19 protein-coding genes are annotated in these 21,543 nt (G+C 60.4%); 11 read left to right on the top strand and 8 right to left on the bottom strand.

Annotated elements, in window-relative coordinates; genetic code table 11:
• Positions 1-19 precede the first annotated feature (19 nt).
• Complete coding sequence (locus ACZ5C7_RS13905; RefSeq protein ID WP_464376891.1) at positions 20-574, bottom strand: GMP synthase subunit A; 555 nt, start codon at positions 572-574, stop codon at positions 20-22.
• A gap of 238 nt (positions 575-812) precedes the next feature.
• On the opposite strand from ACZ5C7_RS13905, the gene ACZ5C7_RS13900 reads away from it, so the two are divergent.
• The gene (locus ACZ5C7_RS13900; RefSeq protein ID WP_464376890.1) at positions 813-950 is read left to right on the top strand and encodes a hypothetical protein; all 138 of its coding nucleotides are present in this window, start codon (positions 813-815) and stop codon (positions 948-950) included.
• Positions 951-1,197: 247 nt separating this feature from the next.
• Here ACZ5C7_RS13900 and pan1 read toward each other — a convergent pair whose 3' ends face one another.
• Entirely contained in the window at positions 1,198-2,415 is a 1,218-nt protein-coding gene (gene pan1 / locus ACZ5C7_RS13895) for a proteasome-activating nucleotidase Pan1 (RefSeq protein WP_464376889.1), read from the bottom strand.
• A 126-nt stretch (positions 2,416-2,541) separates the two neighbouring features.
• Here pan1 and ACZ5C7_RS13890 point away from each other — a divergent pair, with 126 nt between their 5' ends.
• From ACZ5C7_RS13890 to rad50, 3 genes are all read left to right on the top strand, one after another.
• On the top strand, positions 2,542-2,811 hold the full coding sequence (locus ACZ5C7_RS13890) for a MarR family transcriptional regulator (RefSeq protein WP_283834165.1): 270 nt from the start codon (positions 2,542-2,544) through the stop codon (positions 2,809-2,811).
• A 113-nt stretch (positions 2,812-2,924) separates the two neighbouring features.
• The gene (gene mre11, locus ACZ5C7_RS13885) at positions 2,925-4,421 is read left to right on the top strand and encodes a DNA double-strand break repair protein Mre11 (RefSeq protein WP_464376888.1); all 1,497 of its coding nucleotides are present in this window, start codon (positions 2,925-2,927) and stop codon (positions 4,419-4,421) included.
• Entirely contained in the window at positions 4,418-7,168 is a 2,751-nt protein-coding gene (rad50, locus tag ACZ5C7_RS13880; protein WP_464376887.1) for a DNA double-strand break repair ATPase Rad50, read from the top strand. Before mre11 ends, rad50 begins: the two co-directional genes overlap by 4 nt.
• A 69-nt stretch (positions 7,169-7,237) precedes the next feature.
• On the opposite strand, the gene ACZ5C7_RS13875 is transcribed toward rad50, so the two are convergent.
• The 3 genes from ACZ5C7_RS13875 to ACZ5C7_RS13865 all read right to left on the bottom strand — a co-directional run bounded on the left by ACZ5C7_RS13875 (position 7,238) and on the right by ACZ5C7_RS13865 (position 8,358).
• Positions 7,238-7,660 (bottom strand): DUF7346 family protein, encoded by a 423-nt coding sequence (locus ACZ5C7_RS13875; protein ID WP_464376886.1) that lies wholly within the window; start codon positions 7,658-7,660, stop codon positions 7,238-7,240.
• Between the two features lie 15 nt (positions 7,661-7,675).
• Entirely contained in the window at positions 7,676-8,074 is a 399-nt protein-coding gene (locus ACZ5C7_RS13870; protein WP_464376885.1) for a DUF7322 domain-containing protein, read from the bottom strand.
• 101 nt (positions 8,075-8,175) lie between these two features.
• The gene (locus ACZ5C7_RS13865) at positions 8,176-8,358 is read right to left on the bottom strand and encodes a DUF7331 family protein (RefSeq protein ID WP_464376884.1); all 183 of its coding nucleotides are present in this window, start codon (positions 8,356-8,358) and stop codon (positions 8,176-8,178) included.
• 159 nt (positions 8,359-8,517) lie between these two features.
• Here ACZ5C7_RS13865 and ACZ5C7_RS13860 point away from each other — a divergent pair, with 159 nt between their 5' ends.
• From ACZ5C7_RS13860 to ACZ5C7_RS13835, 6 genes are all read left to right on the top strand, one after another.
• On the top strand, positions 8,518-11,238 hold the full coding sequence (locus ACZ5C7_RS13860; protein WP_464376883.1) for a DNA-directed DNA polymerase: 2,721 nt from the start codon (positions 8,518-8,520) through the stop codon (positions 11,236-11,238).
• Positions 11,239-11,412: 174 nt separating this feature from the next.
• On the top strand, positions 11,413-12,321 hold the full coding sequence (locus ACZ5C7_RS13855) for an ATP-binding cassette domain-containing protein (RefSeq protein ID WP_464376882.1): 909 nt from the start codon (positions 11,413-11,415) through the stop codon (positions 12,319-12,321).
• Positions 12,322-12,382: 61 nt separating this feature from the next.
• Positions 12,383-13,813, top strand: a complete 1,431-nt coding sequence (gene sufB / locus ACZ5C7_RS13850; protein ID WP_464376881.1) for a Fe-S cluster assembly protein SufB — start codon at positions 12,383-12,385, stop codon at positions 13,811-13,813.
• 14 nt (positions 13,814-13,827) lie between these two features.
• On the top strand, positions 13,828-15,039 hold the full coding sequence (gene sufD / locus ACZ5C7_RS13845) for a Fe-S cluster assembly protein SufD (protein ID WP_464376880.1): 1,212 nt from the start codon (positions 13,828-13,830) through the stop codon (positions 15,037-15,039).
• A 182-nt stretch (positions 15,040-15,221) separates the two neighbouring features.
• Positions 15,222-15,716, top strand: a complete 495-nt coding sequence (locus ACZ5C7_RS13840) for a ferritin-like domain-containing protein (RefSeq protein ID WP_464376879.1) — start codon at positions 15,222-15,224, stop codon at positions 15,714-15,716.
• A 76-nt stretch (positions 15,717-15,792) separates the two neighbouring features.
• The gene (locus ACZ5C7_RS13835) at positions 15,793-16,221 is read left to right on the top strand and encodes a metal-dependent transcriptional regulator (protein WP_464376878.1); all 429 of its coding nucleotides are present in this window, start codon (positions 15,793-15,795) and stop codon (positions 16,219-16,221) included.
• Positions 16,222-16,436: 215 nt separating this feature from the next.
• Here ACZ5C7_RS13835 and ACZ5C7_RS13830 read toward each other — a convergent pair whose 3' ends face one another.
• The 3 genes from ACZ5C7_RS13830 to ACZ5C7_RS13820 form a co-directional block, all read right to left on the bottom strand.
• Positions 16,437-18,431 carry a phospholipase D-like domain-containing protein gene (locus tag ACZ5C7_RS13830; RefSeq protein ID WP_464376877.1) on the bottom strand — a complete coding sequence of 665 codons (1,995 nt, stop codon included), beginning with the start codon at positions 18,429-18,431 and terminating at the stop codon, positions 16,437-16,439.
• A gap of 133 nt (positions 18,432-18,564) precedes the next feature.
• Positions 18,565-20,094, bottom strand: a complete 1,530-nt coding sequence (locus tag ACZ5C7_RS13825) for a HEAT repeat domain-containing protein (protein WP_464376876.1) — start codon at positions 20,092-20,094, stop codon at positions 18,565-18,567.
• An 86-nt stretch (positions 20,095-20,180) separates the two neighbouring features.
• Entirely contained in the window at positions 20,181-20,936 is a 756-nt protein-coding gene (locus tag ACZ5C7_RS13820; RefSeq protein WP_464376875.1) for a protein sorting system archaetidylserine synthase, read from the bottom strand.
• A gap of 143 nt (positions 20,937-21,079) precedes the next feature.
• On the opposite strand from ACZ5C7_RS13820, the gene ACZ5C7_RS13815 reads away from it, so the two are divergent.
• Entirely contained in the window at positions 21,080-21,520 is a 441-nt protein-coding gene (locus ACZ5C7_RS13815; RefSeq protein WP_464376874.1) for a cupredoxin domain-containing protein, read from the top strand.
• The last annotated feature ends 23 nt before the right edge of the window (positions 21,521-21,543 follow it).

Genomic DNA, 21,543 nt, shown 5'->3' with positions numbered 1-21,543 from the left:
TTTCGGAACGAGGCGAACGTTACGCTTTCGTACAGATTTCGAGGAAATTCTCGAAGACCTCGTCGCCTTCTTCGGTGTGTGCGACTTCTGGATGCCACTGGACACCGTAGAGGTCCCGATCGGTGTCGCTCATCGCTTCGATCCCACAGACGTCGCTTGAGGCGGTGCGTTCGAACCCGTCCGGGACTTCTTTGACCTCGTCGGCGTGACTCGCCCAGACGCGGGTTTCGGGGTGGAGCGAGCCCGTAAGCGGGTCCTCGGCCGAGAGGAGATCGACGGTAACGTCCGCGTACCCGCCGTACTCGCCGCTTCCGACGCGGCCGCCGAGTTCCTCGGCGATCAACTGCATACCTAGACAGATCCCCAGAACCGGCATGTCGCTCTCGAGATACTCCGCAGAGCGACCCGCTCGATCCATATCCGGGCCGCCGGAGAGCACGACGCCGTCGGCGTCGACGTCTTCGGGCGGCGTGTCGTTATCGATCAGTTCCGAGTCGACGCCGAGATCGCGAAGCGCCCGATCCTCGAGGTGCGTAAACTGGCCGTGGTTGTCCACCACAACGATCTTCGTCATTGGCGGAACGTAGCGGTTGAGGCGGTAAAAACGGTCCGGAACCGAGTCTGGGAACTGATGCCAATCGCTCGAGCGGTGATCGGACGGGAACTCTCGTCTGAACTGCCTGGAGCAACGCGCTCCGCTTTTTGCAGCCATGGCCTTGAACGCCCTCCAACCGACGGCTCAGAAAACAGGTCGCTGGTAACGATCATGGACATTCGGTACGTTTATGCATATCTCCCAAGAGGATTCGTGTATGGCCGTTGATCTCAGCGAGTTCGACCATCCGGCGTGGCTGACCGCAGTAGGAACGGGTGTGGGGTATCTGCTGATTCTCGTCCTCCTGACGGTCCTGCTGTTTCTCATTCCGTGGCAGATCTTCGCGCTGCTTTGATCGAAGCGATCGCTCGCTAACCACTATTCGTTTCGACCGACTCCGTTACACGAGACACGTTCTATCGGTGCTACCAGCACGACAGTAGAGATACTATCGAGTCGAGACTGACGGGCGGTCGAAAACGCGGTAATTGAAACGGTGCGACGATCAGAGTAACACGGGAAGCAAATCGGCACGGCACGGAATCGAGTTAGTACAGTAACCGACTCGATCTCGTCCGAACTGTCTGGAACAAAAGACCGTTTCAGGCGAACGTTTTCGAGACATCGTCGGTCTCGTCCGAGCTGGCCTGGACCTTCTCCCAGGCGTTCTGGAAGTCTTCCATCGCGATCTCGGTTCGGTCGTCCCGAATCGCGAACATCCCGGCTTCGGTACAGATCGCCTTGACGTCCGCACCGGAGGCCTCCTCGGCTTCGGCGGCGAGGTCACCGAACTCGACGTCGTCGGCGACGTTCATGCCTCGAGTGTGGATCTGGAAGATCAGCTCGCGGCCTTCTTCGTCCGGCTTCGGAACCTCGATCAGGCGATCGAATCGGCCGGGACGAAGGATGGCACGATCGAGCATGTCGAAGCGGTTCGTAGCGGCGATGATACGGATCTCGCCGCGTTCTTCGAAGCCGTCCATCTCCGAGAGCAGTTGCATCATCGTCCGCTGGACCTCGGCGTCGCCGGAGGTCTTGGACTCGGTTCGTTTCGCGGCGATGGCGTCGATTTCGTCGATGAAGATGACTGCAGGCTCGTGTTCGCGGGCGACCTCGAAGAGATCCCGAACGAGCTTGGCACCTTCGCCGATGAATTTGTGGACCAGTTCCGAGCCGGCCATCTTGATGAAGGTGGCGTCGGTCTGGTTGGCGACCGCTTTGGCGAGCATCGTCTTGCCCGTTCCGGGCGGTCCGTGGAGCAGGACGCCACTCGGCGGGTCGATCCCGACATCATCGAACATGCCGGGTTTCTTCATCGGCATCTCGACGGTCTCGCGGACTTCCTGTAACTGGTCTTCGAGTCCACCGATATCCTCGTAATCGACTTCGGGACTCTGGGTGACTTCCATCACGCGAGCCCGTACGTCGGTCTCGCCCGAGAGGGTCTTGACGACCGAGAGTGAGTTGTTGACGGCAACTCGAGAGTCCGGTTCGAGGTCCTCACGCATCTCTTCGGTGACTTCGGTGAGGGCTTCCTGATTGTTTCCGTGTTGTTTGATAATAACGCCTTCGTCGGTCAGTTCCTGCACCGTCGCGACGAACAGCGGTGACTGCTTTAGCTTCTTGTTTTCGTGGGTAAGTCGCTCGAGTTTCTGCTGGTATTTGTTGTTCTCGGCGTTCGCGTCGAGGAGTTTGTCACGCATCTCCTCGTTTTGCGACTCGAGGATCTCCAGACGGTCCTCGAGCGACTGTATTTTCTCCTGTTGGGACGCCTCGTCCTCGTCGTATGGGAGGTCGACGTCGTCCACAGTGTCGCTCATCAACCCACTCTTGGGTGTTGGTTCATAAGAGGCTTCGGGTCGATACACTGGCGGTGATTGTATTACTCTAGAGCATTTATTGAAACAGAAAATATTATCACCTTGTATCCGAAATGGGGTATTACGATGAGCGCTTCAGAGCCGTTTCGACAGGAAGCCGACCCCCGCGGAAGCTGGGAGGACGTTCGAGATCTCCCCCCGAGTGCGAAACTCGTCGCGAAGGTACTCGAGTACAACGACACGATGACCCAACAGCAGATCGCCGACGAGACTCTGCTTCCGGCACGGACGGTTCGATACGCGTTGAACCGACTCGACGAGGAAAACGTCATCGACTCCCGGTTCTCGTTCTCGGACGCACGAAAGCGACTTTACACGCTCGATATCGAATCCTGAGATTCTGGACGTTCTTGGCGAGCTTACTATTTCTACCTGCGATCAGCTTTCAGGGTTCACTTCTACCCCGGTCACGGAAGCCATTTAGGCTAGCCACAGTAACGTCACAGTAGATGACGCGGGTGATACACACGGGTGATACCCATATCGGGTACCAGCAGTACAACGCACCCGAGCGACGACGGGACTTTCTCGAGGCGTTTCGCGAGGTCGTCGACGACGCGATCGAAGACGACGTCGATGCGGTGATCCACGCGGGCGACCTCTTTCACGACCGACGCCCGGGGCTGGTAGATCTCCAGGGAACGGTCGAGGTTCTCCGCCGGCTCAAGGAGGCAGACATTCCGTTTCTGGCGATCGTCGGCAACCACGAGTCGAAACGCGACGGCCAGTGGCTCGACCTGTTCGCCGACCTCGGCCTCGCGACGCGACTCGGTACCGAACCCTACGTCCTCGAGGACGTCGCGCTCTACGGACTCGATTTCGTCCCGCGATCGCGACGAGAGGCCCTCGAGTACGAATTCGACTCAGTTCCCGATTCTACGGACCACGCGGCACTAGTTACCCACGGTCTGTTCGAACCGTTCGCCCACGCCGATTGGGATACGGAACGGCTCCTCGAGGAGTCCACCGTCGACTTCGACGCCCTCTTGCTCGGCGACAATCACAAACCGGATACCGCCGAGGTGCTCGAGACGTGGGTGACCTATTGTGGATCCACCGAGCGCGCGAGCGCCAGCGAGCGCGAAGAGCGAGGGTACAACATCGTCACGTTCGACGCCGGGAACGGGAACAAACCAGAAGACGACGGAGCGGACGACGTGACGATCCGCAGACGCGGTCTCGCCGATACTCGAGCGTTCGTCTTCGTCGACGTGGAACTCAATGAGGGCGAAGGGATCGATCGAGTCCAGGATCGCGTTCGGGAGTACGACCTCGAGGACGCCGTCGTGATCGTCACTATCGAAGGAGAAGGGCGACCGATCACGCCCGCGACCGTCGAGGAGTTGGCGACCGACCGGGGCGCGTTGGTCTCTCGCGTCAACGACCGACGGGAGCTTCCCGACCAAGACGACGAGGTTTCGGTCAGCTTCGCGGACCCCGACGAAGCCGTTCGCGAGCGGGTCCGCGACCTGGGACTCAGCGACGCGGCGTTGAACATCGACCGCACGGTGAGACGGGACGACCTCGCGGATTCGAACGTTCGCGAGACCGCAGAACGGTTGGTTCGAGACCTCCTCGAGGAGGACCGTTCGGCGTTCGAACCGGCTCCGGACCGCGATCCCTCGGAGGTGACGACGGTCGCCGACGAGATCGCCGCCGAAACTGATGCGACCGATACAGCGGATGCCGACGAAGGCGCTCCGGAGGCCGAATCGACCGAAGGAGGTGAACCCGACGATAATGCCGTTGCGGAATCAAGCGAACAGGTCGATACAGCGGCCGAACCAATCGATGCATCTAGCGAATTAGCCGATGCCTCGAGCGAACCGGGTGATTGCGGAGGTGGCGAAACCGATGAAAAGCCGGATGAACCCGATCGAGAGGGTGAATCAGCGACGGACGGTTCGGAGGGTTCGGGAACTACTTCACTCGGTGATTTCGCGTGAAAGTCGACCGGATCCGGCTTCGAAACTTCAAGTGCTACGGCGACGCCGACCTCGGCCTCGAGCGCGGGGTCACCATCGTCCACGGCGTCAACGGCAGCGGCAAATCGACCCTCCTCGAGGGCGTCTTCTTCGCGCTCTACGGGTCGAAGGCACTGGACAATCGCACGCTGGACGACGTGATCACCACCGGCGAGGAAGAAGCCGAAGTCGAGCTAGCGTTTCGCCACGACGGCGTCGACTACCGAATCGAACGCCACCTGAAACTCCGCGGTGATCGAGCGACGACGACCAAGTGCGTTCTCGAGACGCCGAACGCGACGATCGAAGGCGCGACCGACGTTCGCCGAAAGGTGACGAACCTGCTGCGGATGGACGCCGAGGCGTTCGTCAATTGCGCCTACGTCAGACAGGGAGAGGTAAACAAGCTCATTCACGCCTCGCCGAGCGACCGGCAGGACATGATCGACGATCTCCTGCAACTCGGCGCGCTCGAGGAGTACCGCGAACGGGCGAGCGACGCGCGATTGGGCGTGAAGACGGTACTGGACGGCCAACGTGACGTGCTCGAGGATATCCGGAACCAGGTCGACCAGAAGGAGGGCAAGGAACTTCACGAGAAACTGAACGAACTCGAGTCCAGACGGACCGACATTACCGACGAGATCGAGAACTTCGAATCCCAACGGGAGAACGCGAGTGACACCCTCGAGACTTCGACGGAGGTTCTCGAGCGCCACGAGGAGACGCGCGAGGAGATCGAGACGCTCGGGGAAGAAATCGAGACGCTTCGATCGAAAATCAACGAAACAGAGCGAAAACGCGAAAAGGCGAGCGACACGATCGACGAGCGAAAGACTCGTCGAGACGAGCTCGCGGACGAGCGCGAGACCATCCTCGACGGAATCGACCACGCCACCGAATTCGACGGTGACGGCGATGCTGTCGCTGACGACGACACCGTTGAGTCGATCGAGCCGCCCCAAGCGCTCGAGACGACAGCCGATGTCGAAGAGCGGATCGACGCGCTCGAGGGCCGAGACGAACAGCTCCGCGACGACCTCGAAACGCTTCGGGTCGAAATCAACGAGCGGTCGAACGAAAAAGAGCGCTTGGAAACCGAAGCGGACGAACTCGAGTCCGAAGCGACGCAAAAACGCGAACAGGCAACCGACCTCGAGTCAAAGGTAGCCGACGACGAGGATGCGATCGACGAGCGCGAGGAGAAACTCTCGACGCTCGAGGAGCGAATCGAAACGGCGCGCGAGCGGTTCGAGGGAGCGCCGATCGATTTCGGCGAAGCTGCCGACCACCGCGAGACGATCGCCGAGGAGCGCGAAGCCATCGTCTCGGAACTCGGGGACGTGACGGCCGAGATCAAGGCCGTCGAGGGCTCGATCGACGAGGGTGAAACGCTGCTCGAGGAAGGGAAGTGCCCCGAGTGCGGCCAGCCGGTCGAGGATTCACCACACGTCGACGTGCTTGCGGAGAAACGCGAGGCGCTCTCGGAACTCGAGACCAAACGCGAGGACCTCGAGGCGGAACGAGACGAGCTTGACGAGCGAATCGATCGCGCGGAGACGCTCCGCGAGGCCGAACGCGACGTCGATCGGCTCTCGGACAACCGCGAAAACGTCGCGCAGTTACTCGAGGAGAAACGCGAGACGCTCTCGGACCGGCGCGATCGATGCGAGGAACTGCGCGACGGCGCGGACGAACTCGAGTCCAAGGCCGAAGACAAGCGAGAAGGCGCAGAAGACATCGAAGCAGCCATCGGTGACTCCCGAAGCGAACTCGGCGAGATCAACGGAACGCGTGGCGATATCAGGGCCGAACTGGAGGACTTGCACCGGATCGTCGAAATCGACGACGAGCGCGAGGAGATCGACCGCGAAATCGAAAACGCTCGCGGTCGCCGCAACGACTGGCAGACGATGAACGACGAGCGGCGCGAACAGCTCTCGAAAAAGCGTGAGCGAAAGCGCGAACTCGAGGACGAGTTCGACGAGCAACGGATCGAGCAGGCTCGCGAGCAAAAGCGGAGCGCCCAGGACTACCTCGAGAAAGTCGACGAAAAACTATCGGTGCTACGCGAGAAACGAACCGACGTACAGAACGCGATCGGCGGCGTCGAAAACGAACTCGAGGAGCTCGAACGTCTGCGCGAGCGCCTCGAGTCGGTCGAATTGCGTTGTGAAAACCTCGAGTCGGTGTACGAGGAAGCCGAGACGCTCCAGGCGACCTACGGCGACCTCCGGGCGGAGCTTCGTCAGCGAAACGTCGAAACGCTCGAGCGGCTCTTGAACGAGACCTTCGATCTGGTCTATCAGAACGATTCGTACGCGTCGATCGACCTCGACGGCCAGTATCGGCTGACGGTGTACCAGAAGGACGGCGAACCGCTCGAACCCGAACAACTCTCGGGCGGCGAGCGCGCGCTGTTCAACCTCAGCCTTCGGTGTGCGATTTACCGGCTGCTGGCCGAAGGCGTCGAGGGAACCGCACCGATGCCGCCGCTGATCCTCGACGAACCGACGGTGTTTCTCGATTCGGGCCACGTCACGCAGCTCGTTTCGCTGATCGAATCCATGCGCGACCTCGGCGTCGAACAGATCGTCGTCGTCAGCCACGACGAGGAACTTGTCGGCGCCGCGGACGAACTCGTCCGCGTCGAAAAAGACGCGACGTCGAACCGATCGCAACTCGAGCGCGGCGACCCGCCCGAAATCGCGTTACTCAGTTCCGACTGAGCTTTCCGAAGGTGCGCTGATTCGAGTTGGTCTCATCGCGCGGGTCACTGGCGATTTGCCCGGCAACCGTCACTCCGTTCGAATCTCCTCGAGCGCGTTCTTCCCGTTTTCGGTGACGCGATACCCGCGCTCGCCGGATACGTCCGTTTCTGCGAGCAGATCGGCCGCCGTGAGCACGGCGAGCGTTCCGTGAAGGTCGCTTTCACAGAAGTCCGTATCACCAAGGATCGTCCGAACACGGGTCGGTCCTCGGTCGACGAGTTCGAACAGGAGTCCGAGCGTTCTCTCGTCGTGGACGTTCGTGACGAGCGTTCGGACTGGATTCGAGACGGCGTTCGCGGCCGTCTCGAGCGGCGACTGGTCGGTGGCCTCGAGTCGGTCGTTTCGGACGTAACATTCGTTGCCGGTCGTCGGATCGCGGACGAGACTCGCATCGTCCGATCGTTTCAAGAGAACGTAGTCGGTTCCGTCGTCGTCACGTACGGTTTTCATGGTGTAGGTAGTGTGTTACCGCTCTGGGGAGGGTTCTGAGTCGAGGGGGTCCTGGGATTGGAAAGACCTGTATCGCCGATACGCGAGCCCGAAAAGGACGAGGCCGCCGACAGCGAGGACGCCACCGGTGGTCGTCATTCCCTGAATGAAAAACAACATCACGCCGAGTGAGAACGCGAGCAGTGCGGCGTTGACCACGACAACGATCGCCCAAAAGTGTTGAAAAACTGCTTTCGGAACGTCCGTCTCGTCGGTCGAGACTTCTGGAACCGAAACCTCCGGCGCAGAAACCGTCGGATGTTCGGGCTCTTCTGGTGTTACGTCGGGAATCGTAATCGAGTCGCTCTCTGGGTCTTCGAACTCCGCCTCCGGATCGTATTCATCCGGTTCGTTTTCGGATCGCTCGAACACCACAAGAACGAGAACGGACAGGAAGGGCAAAAGGATTCGCGTTCGTCGTCACCCACACAGATCAGTAACTCGATATTTGTTTGCACCGTGGTCGGAGCACCCGTTCAAACGGTTTCTTTGAGTGAAAGCGTCCGCGTCGTCTCGACCCACGCGAGCGGGTTCTCGGCGTCATAAAAAACCACGCCGTTGTCCGTTTCGTACGATTCGATCGTTTCGGTGCCCGTGGGTTCACTACTCGGTGCGTCGGCCGTCGTCTCGTCGGTAACTCGGGTGGACACTTCGATCACCTTGGCCCATGCTATGTGTTACCAAGTTATATGTCTTATTGCCTCAGCAATATCACGTTCGGTGAGACGATCGGAGCGGCTGGCCGTTGTTTCCCGTTTTGGACCGCCGGAAGAACCGTATGCGGGGGTTTTTATCCGACGGCTCCAAAATCAGCAACCATGACTGACGCGGGACAGACCGGACTCGACTCGTTTTCCGCCGAGTCCGGCGAGCGGCCTGATGAGGAGGCGATCGCCGTCGCGGGTAACGGGGGAACGGAACGCCCGGAAGTGGTCGACGTCGTCGAGGAGACCCTGCCGGACGCCACGGGCGAACTCGAGCTCGCCGTGATGCAGGTCGATTACACGATCGACGGCTACGGTGACGACGAGCAGGTTATCATGAACGTCTTCGGGCGCACGCCGGACGGGGAGCTCGAGCACGTTCGCGTTCTCGGCTTTCGGCCGTACTTCTACGCACCGACGGCCTCGCTGGACCAGCCGCCCGAAGAGGAGTACGACCGGCTGACTGATAGCGAAGAGACCGACCGGAACGGCGAGCCCTACGAAAGCATCCGCGGCGAGGAGTTGACGAAGATATTCGGACAGACGCCTCGAGACGTGGGGAAAGTTCGAGACGAGTTCGACCACTTCGAGGCCGACGTGTTGTTCCCGAACCGGTTTCTCATCGATAAGGATATTCGCAGCGGTATCACGGTAACCGAGCGCCGAAACGACGACGGGACCCTCGTCGTCCCCCACGACGAGGTAGTCGCGAGTGATGTCGAGGCCGATCCGCGAGTCAATACGTTCGACATCGAGGTCAACGACCGGGCCGGGTTCCCCGAAGACGGCGAAGAGCCCATCGTCTGTCTCACGAGCCACGATTCCTACCGCGACGAGTACATCATGTGGCTCTTCGAAGCGCCGGACGGTGAGGGACGGATTCCGAGCGAGATCGACGAGTACGAGCCGATCGAAGGCGAGATCGAGCACGAGGTTCGCGCGTTTTCGGAGGAAGAAGCGATGCTCGAGGCGTTCGTCGATTACATCGACGAAACCGACCCGGACATCCTCACCGGCTGGAACTTCGAGGACTTCGACTGTCCGTACTTCCTCGACCGACTCGAGGAACTCGAAGGCCCTCACCACGACTACGACCTGAACCCGGATCGACTCTCGCGTGTCAACGAAGTCTGGCGAAGCAACTGGGGCGGCCCCGACGTGAAAGGTCGCGTCGTCTTCGACCTGCTCTATGCCTACCAGCGGATGGTCTTCTCGGAACTCGATTCGTACAGACTCGACGCCGTCGGCGAGGCCGAACTCGGCGTCGGTAAGGAGCGGTACGCCGGCTCGATCGGCGACCTCTGGGAGGACGACCCGACGCGGTTGCTCGAGTACAACCTCCGGGACGTCGAACTCTGCGTCGAACTCGACCGCCAACAGTCGATCGTTCCCTTCTGGGACGAGGTGCGCTCGTTCGTCGGCTGTAAGCTCGAGGACGCACCGACGCCCGGCGACACGGTCGACATGTACGTTCTTCATCAGGCTCACGGCCAGTTCGCGTTGCCGTCGAAGGGCCAACAGGAGGCCGGCGAGGAGTACGAGGGCGGGGCCGTCTTCGAGCCGATTACTGGCGTCAAAGAGAACGTCACCGTGCTCGACCTGAAGAGCCTGTACCCGATGTGTATGGTGACGATCAATGCATCGCCGGAAACGAAGGTCGACCCCGATGAATACGACGGTGAAACTCATATCGCACCCTCCGGGACCCACTTCCAGAAAAAGCCCGACGGCGTCATGCGGGAGATGATTAACGAACTTCTAGCGGAGCGAGAGGAAAAGAAATCGCTCCGAAACGAACACGAACCCGGAAGTGGCGAATACGAGCAGTATGACCGCCAACAAGGGGCCGTGAAGGTTATCATGAACTCTCTCTATGGTGTGTCAGGTTGGGAACGATTCCGGCTCTACGATAAGGACGCGGCCGCGGCAATTACCGCGACGGGACGCGAGGTAATCGAGTTTACCGAAACCGCATCGAAGGAACTCGACCACTCCGTCGCCTACGGAGATACGGACTCGGTCATGTTGGAACTCGGTCCCGAGGTCCCAAAGGAGGAGGCGCTCGAGCAATCGTTCGACATCGAAGATTACGTCAACGACCGATACGACGACTTCGCGCGCGAAGAACTGAACGCAGAGTTCCACCGCTTCCAGATCGAGTTCGAGAAGCTATATCGGCGCTTCTTCCAGGCCGGGACGAAGAAACGCTACGCGGGCCACATCGTCTGGAAGGAGGGCAAAGACGTCGACGATATCGACATCACCGGGTTCGAGTACAAACGCTCGGACATCGCGCCGATCACGAAGGAAGTCCAACACCAGGTCATCGAGATGATCGTTCGCCAGGGCGACATCGAGGGCGTCAAGGAGTACGTCAACGGGATCATCGAGGACTTCGAGTCGGGCAAGGTCAATCCCGAGGAGATCGCTATTCCGGGCGGCATCGGGAAACGGCTCGATAACTACGACACCGACACCGCACAGGTGCGCGGCGCGAAGTACGCGAACCTCCTGCTCGGAACCAATTTCGACCGGGGGAGTAAACCCAAACGCCTCTATCTCGACCGCGTCGATCCGTCCTTCTTCCGCAACCTCGAGGAAGCTGACGAGTTCGACGCGCGGCGCGATCCCCTCTACGGGGCGTTCAAGCGCGATCCGGACGTCATCTGCTTCGAGTACGACGATCAGATCCCACCCGAGTTCGAGATCGACTACGATACGATGCTCGAGAAGACGTTGAAGGGGCCGATCGAGCGGATCCTCGAGGCGCTCGACGTCTCGTGGGAGGAGGTCAAATCCGGACAGGAGCAGACAGGTCTCGACAACTTCATGTGATCGGGTCGCGGTGTGACTGTGCGACCGCCGAACGTTCGGGCCGAAACGCGCGCTGTCGCCGGAACACTTTCACTTTCAAAAAATTATCTTCCGAAATCGGAACCGTAACCAATTAGATACCAAACCCTTATCACTCACACGACCCACCTTTTGGACGACAGAGGTATTCGTACTATGGCACGCTTAGAGCTCCGAAATCTGCATGCAGAAGTGGCAGAGGGCGACGAACAGATCCTGCGCGGCGTCGACCTCGAGGTCGAGTCGGGCGAGATCCACGCGCTGATGGGACCGAACGGCTCCGGGAAGTCGACGACCGCAAAGGTCATCGCCGGCCACCCGGCCTACGAGGTTACCGAGGGTGAAGTGCTCGTCCACCTCGACGAAAACGAGTTCGGCGAGGACTTCGAGATTCCAGAAGACAAGCACACGTGGAACATCCTCGATCTCGAGCCAAACGAGCGCGCGGCGCTCGGTATCTTCCTCGCGTTCCAGTACCCGGCCGAAATCGAAGGCGTCACGATGACGAACTTCCTTCGAACGGCACTCAACGCGAAGATCGAAGAACGCGAAGAACTCTTCGAAGAAGGCGAAGCCGAGGATGCCGAGGAAGAAGACGAAGGCTTCGAGACCTCGCCGATGGAAGGCCCCGCCGACGACGGCGAAATCGGCGTCGCCGAGTTCCAGGAAATCCTCGCCGAGAAGATGGAGGAACTGGACATGGACGAACAGTTCGCCCAGCGCTACCTCAACGCCGGCTTCTCCGGCGGCGAGAAGAAACAAAACGAGGTCCTGCAGGCCGCGATCCTCGAGCCCGCAGTTGCAGTGCTCGACGAGATCGACTCCGGACTGGACATCGACCGACTCCAAGACGTCTCGAACGGAATCAACGCCCTTCGTGACGAGCAGGGAACTGGTATCCTCCAGATCACCCACTACCAGCGAATTCTCGACTACGTCGAACCCGACACGGTTCACATTATGCTCGACGGGAAAGTCGTCAAAAGCGGCGACGCCTCGTTGGCAGCAGAACTCGAGGATAAGGGGTACGACTGGGTCCGAGAAGAGGTCTACGAGACGGCGTAACCGAATTCAGCTAGAACAACGGTAATAACGCTACAGCCGTAAACACGAATACATACAAATCATGAGTTCCGAACAAGATCACCTCAAAGAGACTGACACCGAAGCGCGCTTCGAGTTCAAAAAGGAAGAGCGCTCGGCCGTAAAGTCCGATGCAGGCCTCACCGAAGAAGTCGTTCGACTGATCAGTGAGGACAAAGACGAACCGGATTGGATGCTCGAACGGCGTCTGCGTGCGCTACAGCAGTACCACGCGATGCCGATGCCGACGGACTGGCCCGGCCAGCCCGACCTGACCGAACTCGACATCGAAGAGATCGTTCCGTACATCCGCCCGGATGTCGACAAACGTGAAGGCGTCGACGACTGGACGGACCTTCCGGACGAGATCAAAGACACGTTCGACAAGCTCGGCATTCCAGAGGCCGAGAAGAACGCGCTCTCGGGCGTCGGCGCGCAGTACGAGTCCGAGGTCGTCTACCAGAACATGCAAGATCAGTGGGAGGAGAAGGGCGTGATCTTCATGAACATGGATCGCGCCGTCAAAGAGCACCCGGAGCTCGTCAAAGAGTACTTCATGACGACCTGTGTGCCCCCGAGCGACAACAAGTTCGCCGCACTCCACGGCGCAGTCTGGTCCGGCGGCTCCTTCGTCTACATCCCAGAAGACGTTACCGTCAATATGCCCGTTCAGGCGTACTTCCGGATGAATTCGGAGGGAATGGGCCAGTTCGAGCACACGCTGATCGTCGCCGAGGAAGGCTCGGAAGTCCACTACATCGAGGGCTGTTCCGCACCGAAGTACGGCTCGCACAACCTTCACTCGGGCTGTGTCGAAGTCTTCGTCGAAGACGACGCTCACGTTCAGTACTCGACCGTACAGAACTGGTCGAAGAACACGTTCAACCTCAACACCAAACGCGCCATCGTCGAAGAGAACGGCACGATGGAGTGGGTCTCGGGCAGCATGGGTTCGAAAGCGACCATGCTCTATCCGTGTACGATCCTCAAGGGTCGCGGCGCGACGGACACCCACATCACGATCGCATTCGCGGGCGAAGGCCAGAACATCGACACCGGTGCGAAGGTTTACCACAACGCACCCGATACCAGCTCGACCATCGAGTCCAAGTCCGTCTCGAAGGACGGCGGCCGGACCAACTACCGCGGCCTCGTCCACATCGCCGACGGCGCGGAAAACTCGAGTACGGCAGTCGAGTGTGACGCCCTGATGTTCGACAACGAGTCCACCTCGGACACCATGCCGTACATGGAGATCGAGGAGTCGAAAGTCGACGTCGCCCACGAGGCGACCGTCGGCAAAATCGGCGACGAGGACATCTTCTACCTCCAGTCCCGCGGACTGGACGACGACGACGCCAAGAAGATGATCGTCGCCGGCTTCATCGAGCCGATCACCGAAGAGCTCCCGATCGAATACGCAGTCGAACTGAATCGCTTGATCGAACTCGAGATGGAGGGAAGCCTCGGATAACTCCGAGATCACTAATGAGTACGCAGGTACACGCCAATCTGACGGAGGAACAGGTACGCGAAATCAGCGGTAACCTCGAGGAGCCCGACTGGCTCCTAGAGACCCGTCTCGATGCCCTCGACGCCCTCGACGAGCTCGACATGCCCGACGTCATCCGGACGCCGGGCCAGAACTGGACCAACCTCTACGAGCTCGATTTCGAGTCGCTCGTCGATCCGCTGAACGCCGCCGAAGAGAAAGAGCAGATCGGCCCGGACAACGCCGAGGTCCTCTCGTGGGCGGAAGCCGTCGACGAACACGAAGCCCTCATCGAAGACCACTTCGGCTCCATCGTCGACCCACAGGAGAACTATCTCACGGCGCTCTCGACCGCGCTTTTCTCCACGGGAACGGTCATCTACGTCCCCGAAGGCGTCGACGCCGAGGACGTGACGATCCGGACCGAAATGAACTCCCGGTCGCTGTTTAACTACACGCTCGTCATCACCGAGGAATCGTCGTCGGTGACGATCCTCGAACGTCAGTCTACCGGGACCGAACTCGATGATGAACAGTATTACAGCGGCATCGTCGAGGTCGCCGCCGGCGAAAACAGCTACGTCCAGTACGGTTCGCTGCAGGACCTCTCCGAGGAGACGTACAATTTCACCGTCAAGCGAGCGGACGCCGACACCTACTCCACGGTCAACTGGATCGAAGGAAACGTCGGCTCGAAGCTGACCAAGACGGAGACGTCGACGGAGCTCAACGGAGACAGCTCCGAGAGCCAGATCGTCGGGGCGTTCTACGGCCACAACGACCAGCACTTCGATCTCGACATTAAAGTCTGGCACCGCGCCGAACACACGACGGCGGACCTCGTCACCCGCGGCGTCACCGACAACGTCGCCCGATCGGTCTACGAGGGTGTCCAGGACGTCGGGCGAGACGCCTGGGACACGAGTTCTTATCAGCGCGAGAACACGCTCATGCTCTCCGACGAGAGCGAGGCCGACGCTTCACCGAAGCTCATCATCAACAACCACGACACCGAAGCCTCCCACAGCGCGACCGTTGGGCAGGTCGACCAGGAAGACCTTCTGTACATGACCTCCCGCGGCATCACGCCCGAAGCCGCACGAAACATGCTCGTCGAAGGCTTCTTCGTTCCCGTCCTCGAGGAAGTCGCCGTCGACGAACTCCGGGAGGACTTCGAGTCGCTGGTTCGAACCCGACTTCGTAACTAAGCGGTTTGTTTTCGCCCGGCCGTTTTCGAACGCTCGTTCGTTCTCCGTCGCACGTCGCCAGATTCGACATCGCTTCAGGAGCGTCACTTGGTGGCTCGTCACACCGTCCAGTTAGCGATGGACCCCGACGAGTCTCACCGAAGAAGCGGGAAGTTAAGTAACACGCCCACCCAGACAGGTGTATGAGTCTGGGACAGCGTGTCTCGACCGACCACCAGTTGACCCGCCTCCTCCAAATTGGCGTGGTCCTCGAGGAAGTCGTCGAGTCGCGCGCCGCCCATCACCTCGAATCGCTCCCCGCCGATGAACGCGCGGAGGTCGACAAAGAGGTTAGGGAGCTACTTGCAGAGGCCGCAACGGAATCGGCCGACCATCGCGATCGGCTCGAAACGTTGATCGACGATCTCGAAGCGGAAACGGTCGGATACGAAGAGATCAATAAGCTGGTCGACGCCCAGTACGGCCCGCCGGAGGACACGGACGGCGTCCTGTACGACCAACTGTGTAACGAGGAGACGGCCTACAAATTCTACGACGACCTCATCGAAGCGATTGAAGCTTCCGATGCGGCGTTCGCTGTCGACCGAGATCGAGTCCTCGAGACGTTGCGAGAGATTCGCGAGGAGGAAAAAGAGGGCGTCGAGGAAGTCACAGAAATTATGGAGCGACGAGCATGATCGGGACACGAAGTTGTTACAAACGACCGGCGAGTCGGACCGATCGACGACTAACGCAGTGTACCAAGGTTTGGCGATGAATACAGCAGATCAATACCTCAAGGCGATCTATCTCGCCCAGCGAATGGAAGACGGCCCCGCTTCAACCGGGACACTTGCGGATCTACTCGGCGTGAGTCCCGCGAGCGTCAACGAGATGATCGGCAAACTCGAGGAAAAGGGACTCGTCGATCACGAAAAGTACAAGGGAGCGAGTCTCACGAACGAGGGGCTCGATCGGGCCCACGAGGCGCTCCAAACGTACTGTATCATCGAACGCTTCCTCGCAAACGTCCTCGAGGTCGACGAATTTCGCGACGAGGCACGCGCCCTCGAGAGCGTCATCGACGACACAGTCGCCGACAGACTCGATACGATTATCGATCGCCCCGAGCAATGTCCGGACTGTTTCGATCCGGAAGCCGACTGCTGTCGCCTGCTCGAAGTCGGCGGGCCAGCAAACTGACAACTGTAACTTCGGCTCGGCCGATTTTCAATCCGTCTCGAGCAAGTCCTCATAACAGGCCCGCTCGATTCGATACGATCCACACCCCGGGCAGTACTGTCTGTTCAGTTCGAACCGGCGGTGACAACTCGCACAGTGATACGGACGGGTAGCTTCCTCCCGAGACTCGGTATCGGTGAGATAGCTTCGGAGAATCGCGATCCAGCTTCGGGAGCTCATTCGGGACGATCAGACTGCTGTACCGTGTCGTCTCGATCGGCTACGGGGGACGAGTCGGATACGTCACCGCCGTTCCGTTGGACGCTGTGCTCGTGCGGCTGTTCAGTCCCCGAACACCGGTTGTGGTCGGTTCGGGTGCTGTCAGGTTTCCCGACGGCCGAAACCTCGCGATCGCCGAACGTAACGTATCGCCGTCCGATGACCGCGGCGAGTAGCAGAGCCAGAATCACACCGACACTGAGACCGATCGGAATCGACCACGGCTCTCCGTCCCAATCAGCGTCGAAGACGGCCCGGTAGTAGGTTGCAGGCTCATCGCCGTGGACCGCGAGAACGACCTCGCGGTTGTTCTCGAGTGAATTGTCGTTCCAGTTCAGACTGCCCACGATAGTCGTCTCCTCGTCGATGATCACTCCCTTTGCGTGTACCTTCTCGAATCGGTCGCCGGGTTCGACGAGTGCTACCTCGAGCGACAGGTCTTCCTCCGTAGCCGTTCGCTCGAGCGAGGCTTTCAACTCGGCGTTGTCGTCTTCGACGTACCAGGACGAGTCGAGCAGGATACGAACGTCGACGCCGCGGCGGGCGGCGTCGATCGTTTCCTCGACGAGCGAAACGTCCGGCCCGCCGATGCTAGCCTGTTTGACGAGGATTTCGTCTTCGGCTCCGGCAAGCAGTTCGCGGACGCGCTCTTCGGCGTTGTCCGGTGCGACGAGGAGTTCGACGCCGTCGATACCGACGGATTCGGGAGGATGTTCCGACGGATAATCGGTTTGGGCTCCCTCGTCATCGTCGTCGACGAACGTGGTATCTTCTCGATGGCTCGCTCCCGATTGCGTATCCCAGCCCTCGAAATCGGCGGTGAACACCGTCTCGAGATTCGTTGCGAGATCCTCGTCTTCGACGGTGATCCCCCAGCCTCGGCTGGAGTCGCCGCCGACGCCCGAGGGCTTCCAGTTCTCGCTCGTGACCAACACCGTCTCGTCGGCGATAGCGTATTTCGGGTGGTGAAACTGATACCGCGCACCCTCCCCACCGATTGCGCGGATGTCGACGCCACCGTCATCGAGTTTCTCGAGGATCGATTCGGTCGGCGCCGGCGTTCCGCCAACCGGGCCCGACTCGAGGAGAACGTCGACGTCGACGCCTCGTTCACTGGCGTTGTGGAGTTCCGAGGCGATGGCCTCGGACGTGAAGGTATAGCCCGCGATAACGAGCCGATCCTCGGCTGCGCGAATCGTCTCGAGCGGGATATCGGGGCTGTCGGGGAGGACGAACGCCGTGGCTTCGTCGGCGTTGGTACTCGTTCGCGGAAGACAGGTCGCATCTCGCGGCCACCAGTGGCCCTGGCTAACTCCCGCCGTCGAGGTGTCCGTCTCACTCTTCTCGAGGTCGCTTCGATACCAGCGCTCGGCCACCGGTGCATCGTCGTAGGCTACCGTATCGATCCGTTCCGTACTGTTTCGAAGCTCGAGAGTATCTCCTTCGGTCGCGAGGCGGAGATGTCCGTCGAGTTCGAGCGGTTCGTCGTCGGTGAGCGCCGCCGTTTCGCTCGCATCGGTCGTGACCGCGATACGCCCGGAGACCGTTTCGTTCGGGAACGTTGCAGTCGTATGTCCGTCCGTGATCGTCCAATTCTCGAGCGGCGTCTCCGGCGGCGTCTCGAGGACGAAAAACTCCCCCGCGTTTTCGTACGTCGTGGGGTTGGGATACAGTTCGACGATTCGTGGCTCATCGAGGGCGCGGCGGGCGCCGTCGGCTCGAGCGTGTTTCGGGCACGTGAGCGTGGTTGTCGTGGTATCTGTTCTCGGTATTTCGTTAGTTGGTACTGCCGTCTGCGTCCGTTCGGGAGCGTCCTCGAGCGTATCGCTTTCGGCATCGGTTCCGGGCTGCCGATCACCGATCATCGAGGGGATGTCGACGAGAACGGCAGCGAAACCGCTCGCGAAGAGACAGCAAACGAGGACGGCGACGAGCAGGGCCCGGACGCGCATCACTCGTTCTGGTCGCGTATCCGTATTTAAACTCTCAGATCGGGTTGTTGGTTGACGAAATCGAGGCCGAGACGGCAAGAACAAACAGCAGAGCCAGCCAGCGGTCGACGGCGAGACGATTAGGACCGGGGAGTTAGGCCGCCGGCTCGAGGTCGACCTTTTCAGCTTCGGCCTGCACGAGGTACGCTCGGTCGTCGGACGCACCGGCGACGGCCTCGAGTGCGCGTTCGGTGCCGATCTGGTTGAGCGCCCAGGCGGCGCTCGCACGGACGGTATCTTCGTCGTCCTCCTCGAGCCGTTCTGCGAGCGGTTCGATCGCACGAGTGTCGCCGATGAGACCGAGCGCGCGGGCGGCGGAGCTTCGAACGACGGCCTCGTCTTCGGCCAGCTGATTTGCGATCGGTTGGACGGCCTCCTCGCTCCCGACTTCCCCCAGCGCACGCATCGCGGGGCGCTGGAGTTGCGGATTCGAGTCGACGTACTCGAGGAGGGTTTCGACGACTTCTTCGTCGGCCTTGCCGATCTTTCCGAGGATCGACATCGCGGTGGTGTCCCGTCGGTTCGCGCGCTGGAGCATCGGTTCGATCGCTTTCTCGGGGCCCATCCGTTCGAGGGACTCGAGGCAGTGTTCCTCCATGAAGTCCGAGCCCAGCGACTCGAGGGCGAGCAGGACCATGTCGACGTTGCCGCGTTTCTCGTGAACCTTCAGCGCGTGCCACTCCGGCGGGAAATCCTTGACGTGATCGAGCACGTCGTAGTACCCCTCGCGGCGAAGCTGTTCGCGAACCTGAAGGTCGTCCCACGCCGTCGCGTCGTCGACATCCGACTGGAGGGCGTCGGTCGTTTCGAGGAGCGAGGCGATTTCCTCGTCGTCCTCGTCGGGATCGAGTTCGGCGGACTCGATTTCGGCCTCGACCGTCTCGAGGGTCGCGAGGAGTGCCTCGAGCACCGGTTCGTCGTCCTCGGGTGAGATTTCGGCGCCGAGAACGTCGTTGATTTCCTCGAGGGCGGCCTCGACCGCTTCGCGAAGTTCCACCTCGCCTTCTTCGGTCCAGCGGGTCCCCTCGATATCGCCTTTGGCACCGTCGACCTCGCCGATAACGTCTTCGGCGTACGGTCCTCGCTGGTCGTCGACATCGGACTGAATGTCGTCGACATCGTCTTCGAGGTCGTCGATCTCGTCTTCGACGGCATCGAGTTCCTCCTCGAGGGTTTCGTGTTCCGTCTCGAGTTCCGCGATCGGTCCGGTGGGTTCGTCGTCAGCGTCGTCTTCCTCGTCGTCCGCTTCGGATTCCTCGTCCGTTTCGGGTTCGGGAAGCTCGATATCGTCGAACTCCTCGCGCAGGGAGTCGAACTCCTCGCGAACGGGGTCGATATCTTCGCGGACCGGCTCGAGTTCCGTCTCGACGTCGTCGAGATCATCTTCGGTCTCGGCGGCCTCGAACGTCTCGCGAGCCGGTTCGATCCCTTCTCGGACCGGTTCCATATCCTCGCGGATCGGATCGATGTCGGCCTCGATCGACTCGAACTGTTCGCGAATCGATTCGATCTGGTCCTCGAGAGCCGCCTGTTCCGGTTCGGAGTCGGGAGCGTCCTCGTCGCTCATCCCATCACCCGGCGGGACGACGCCGTCTTCCTCCTGACTGCGTTCATACGATGACATCGTGTCAGCACGCTCCTAAGCGTTTCCATGCAGAGCCCACCGACCCGTTCGGTTACTCGATGGGAAGAGTGGACCGTGAACCTCGACTACACGTTCCCGTGTATTTCCGTGTTTTCGGGCTCGTCGGCGTCGGGAGGATCCGACTGCGTCTCCTCGCGCCAGTAGAACCACGGACTGAGCGTCATGTATGCGATCCCGAGCGTGAGCAGTGCGTACGGGAAGGTTCGTCCGGCGAAACTCGGAACGAGAATTGCCAGCACGTGGACGACCCCCATGATCAGCGTGTCTCGAACGAGCAAATCCGGATACCGGATTCGGGACACCATGAGATAACAGAACGCCCCCGTAACGCCGAGAATGACCCACGGTTCGGTAGCGGGCCCGCGAGCGAGAATTGCGGCACCGATAATCGTCGCCGCGAGCGTCGTCTGGATCCCTTCCGTGTGACTCGCCGTCGTATCGTAAGCGGTGTACATGCCGAGTCTCGCGACGGCCATCGCGACGAACAACGCGCAGATGCTCGTCACGAGGAGTAACTCGAACGTGACCGTCTCGAAGCCGATCCCGAGCCCATCGCTGACGACGACAAATGCGAGGACCGCAGGGGCGACGCCGAAGGAGGCCACGTCAGCCAGGGAGTCGAGATACGGTCCCGCCTCGGTTCCGCCGTACCGGCGGGCGAGAATGCCGTCGAGTCCGTCTGCAATCGCGGCAAAGAGAATAAGTCTGGCGGCGAGGTCGATGTCGACGAACGCGACGACGACCGCGACAAAGCCCAGCGCAGCGTTTGCGATCGTCACTGCGTCGGCGACGCCGAGCCGACCGACGAACCGGGGGAGCATACTCCCGAATTCGACGGGGAGTTACCTTACGTGTTTTCGTTTCGTCGACGGCCGAGCGGCGTCGGGCAACGGTGGCATTCGCGAGACCTCCCTACTGGGAATCGAACCGGGGGCTTATATTCAGTCTCTACTAACTCACGTCTATGAACCGCCGTGCCTATCTCGCTACCCTGGGAACAGTACCCGCGGTGGGGCTAGCGGGTTGTTCAACGGTATCCGGAATGTTCGGAGAGCCCTGCAGTGGCGACAACTGCGACGTCGGAATGACTCGAACCGAATTCGTCCCCGAAACGTACGAAATACCCGTCGGCGAGACTGTCGTCTGGAAGAACACGAGTGAAGCGGACCACACGGTCACGGCGTACAATTCACGCATATTCGAAGAAGAGGGTGCGGAGTACTTTGCCTCCGGCGGGTACGACGATTTCAAAACGGCAGACGAGAAGTTCTGGAACGAAATGGGCGGAGCCATTAGCACTCGAGAAACGTTCGAGCACACCTTCGAGGTCCCGGGAACGTACAGCTACGTCTGCTTACCGCACGAAGACGGCGGAATGGTCGGATTCATCGAAGTCACTGAGTGAGTTCGAGTAACGGCCCCGAGCCG

This window comes from Halostagnicola alkaliphila (assembly GCF_055379965.1).
The sequence above is the reverse complement of the archived record's forward strand: the minus strand, read 5'-3'. Positions and strand labels throughout refer to the sequence as shown.

Excerpts from the sequence above, each read along its gene's own strand:
- ACZ5C7_RS13905 (WP_464376891.1), bottom strand. The coding sequence starts at position 574 with ATGACGAAGATCGTTGTGGTGGACAACCACGGCCAGTTTACGCACCTC.
- ACZ5C7_RS13830 (WP_464376877.1), bottom strand. The coding sequence starts at position 18,431 with ATGCGCGTCCGGGCCCTGCTCGTCGCCGTCCTCGTTTGCTGTCTCTTC.
- ACZ5C7_RS13825 (WP_464376876.1), bottom strand. The coding sequence starts at position 20,094 with ATGTCATCGTATGAACGCAGTCAGGAGGAAGACGGCGTCGTCCCGCCG.
- ACZ5C7_RS13855 (WP_464376882.1), top strand. The coding sequence starts at position 11,413 with ATGGCACGCTTAGAGCTCCGAAATCTGCATGCAGAAGTGGCAGAGGGC.
- ACZ5C7_RS13815 (WP_464376874.1), top strand. The coding sequence starts at position 21,080 with ATGAACCGCCGTGCCTATCTCGCTACCCTGGGAACAGTACCCGCGGTG.
- ACZ5C7_RS13900 (WP_464376890.1), top strand. The coding sequence starts at position 813 with ATGGCCGTTGATCTCAGCGAGTTCGACCATCCGGCGTGGCTGACCGCA.
- ACZ5C7_RS13840 (WP_464376879.1), top strand. The coding sequence starts at position 15,222 with ATGAGTCTGGGACAGCGTGTCTCGACCGACCACCAGTTGACCCGCCTC.
- sufB (WP_464376881.1), top strand. The coding sequence starts at position 12,383 with ATGAGTTCCGAACAAGATCACCTCAAAGAGACTGACACCGAAGCGCGC.
- ACZ5C7_RS13890 (WP_283834165.1), top strand. The coding sequence starts at position 2,542 with ATGAGCGCTTCAGAGCCGTTTCGACAGGAAGCCGACCCCCGCGGAAGC.
- ACZ5C7_RS13875 (WP_464376886.1), bottom strand. The coding sequence starts at position 7,660 with ATGAAAACCGTACGTGACGACGACGGAACCGACTACGTTCTCTTGAAA.
- ACZ5C7_RS13860 (WP_464376883.1), top strand. The coding sequence starts at position 8,518 with ATGACTGACGCGGGACAGACCGGACTCGACTCGTTTTCCGCCGAGTCC.
- mre11 (WP_464376888.1), top strand. The coding sequence starts at position 2,925 with ATGACGCGGGTGATACACACGGGTGATACCCATATCGGGTACCAGCAG.
- pan1 (WP_464376889.1), bottom strand. The coding sequence starts at position 2,415 with ATGAGCGACACTGTGGACGACGTCGACCTCCCATACGACGAGGACGAG.
- ACZ5C7_RS13835 (WP_464376878.1), top strand. The coding sequence starts at position 15,793 with ATGAATACAGCAGATCAATACCTCAAGGCGATCTATCTCGCCCAGCGA.
- ACZ5C7_RS13820 (WP_464376875.1), bottom strand. The coding sequence starts at position 20,936 with ATGCTCCCCCGGTTCGTCGGTCGGCTCGGCGTCGCCGACGCAGTGACG.
- sufD (WP_464376880.1), top strand. The coding sequence starts at position 13,828 with ATGAGTACGCAGGTACACGCCAATCTGACGGAGGAACAGGTACGCGAA.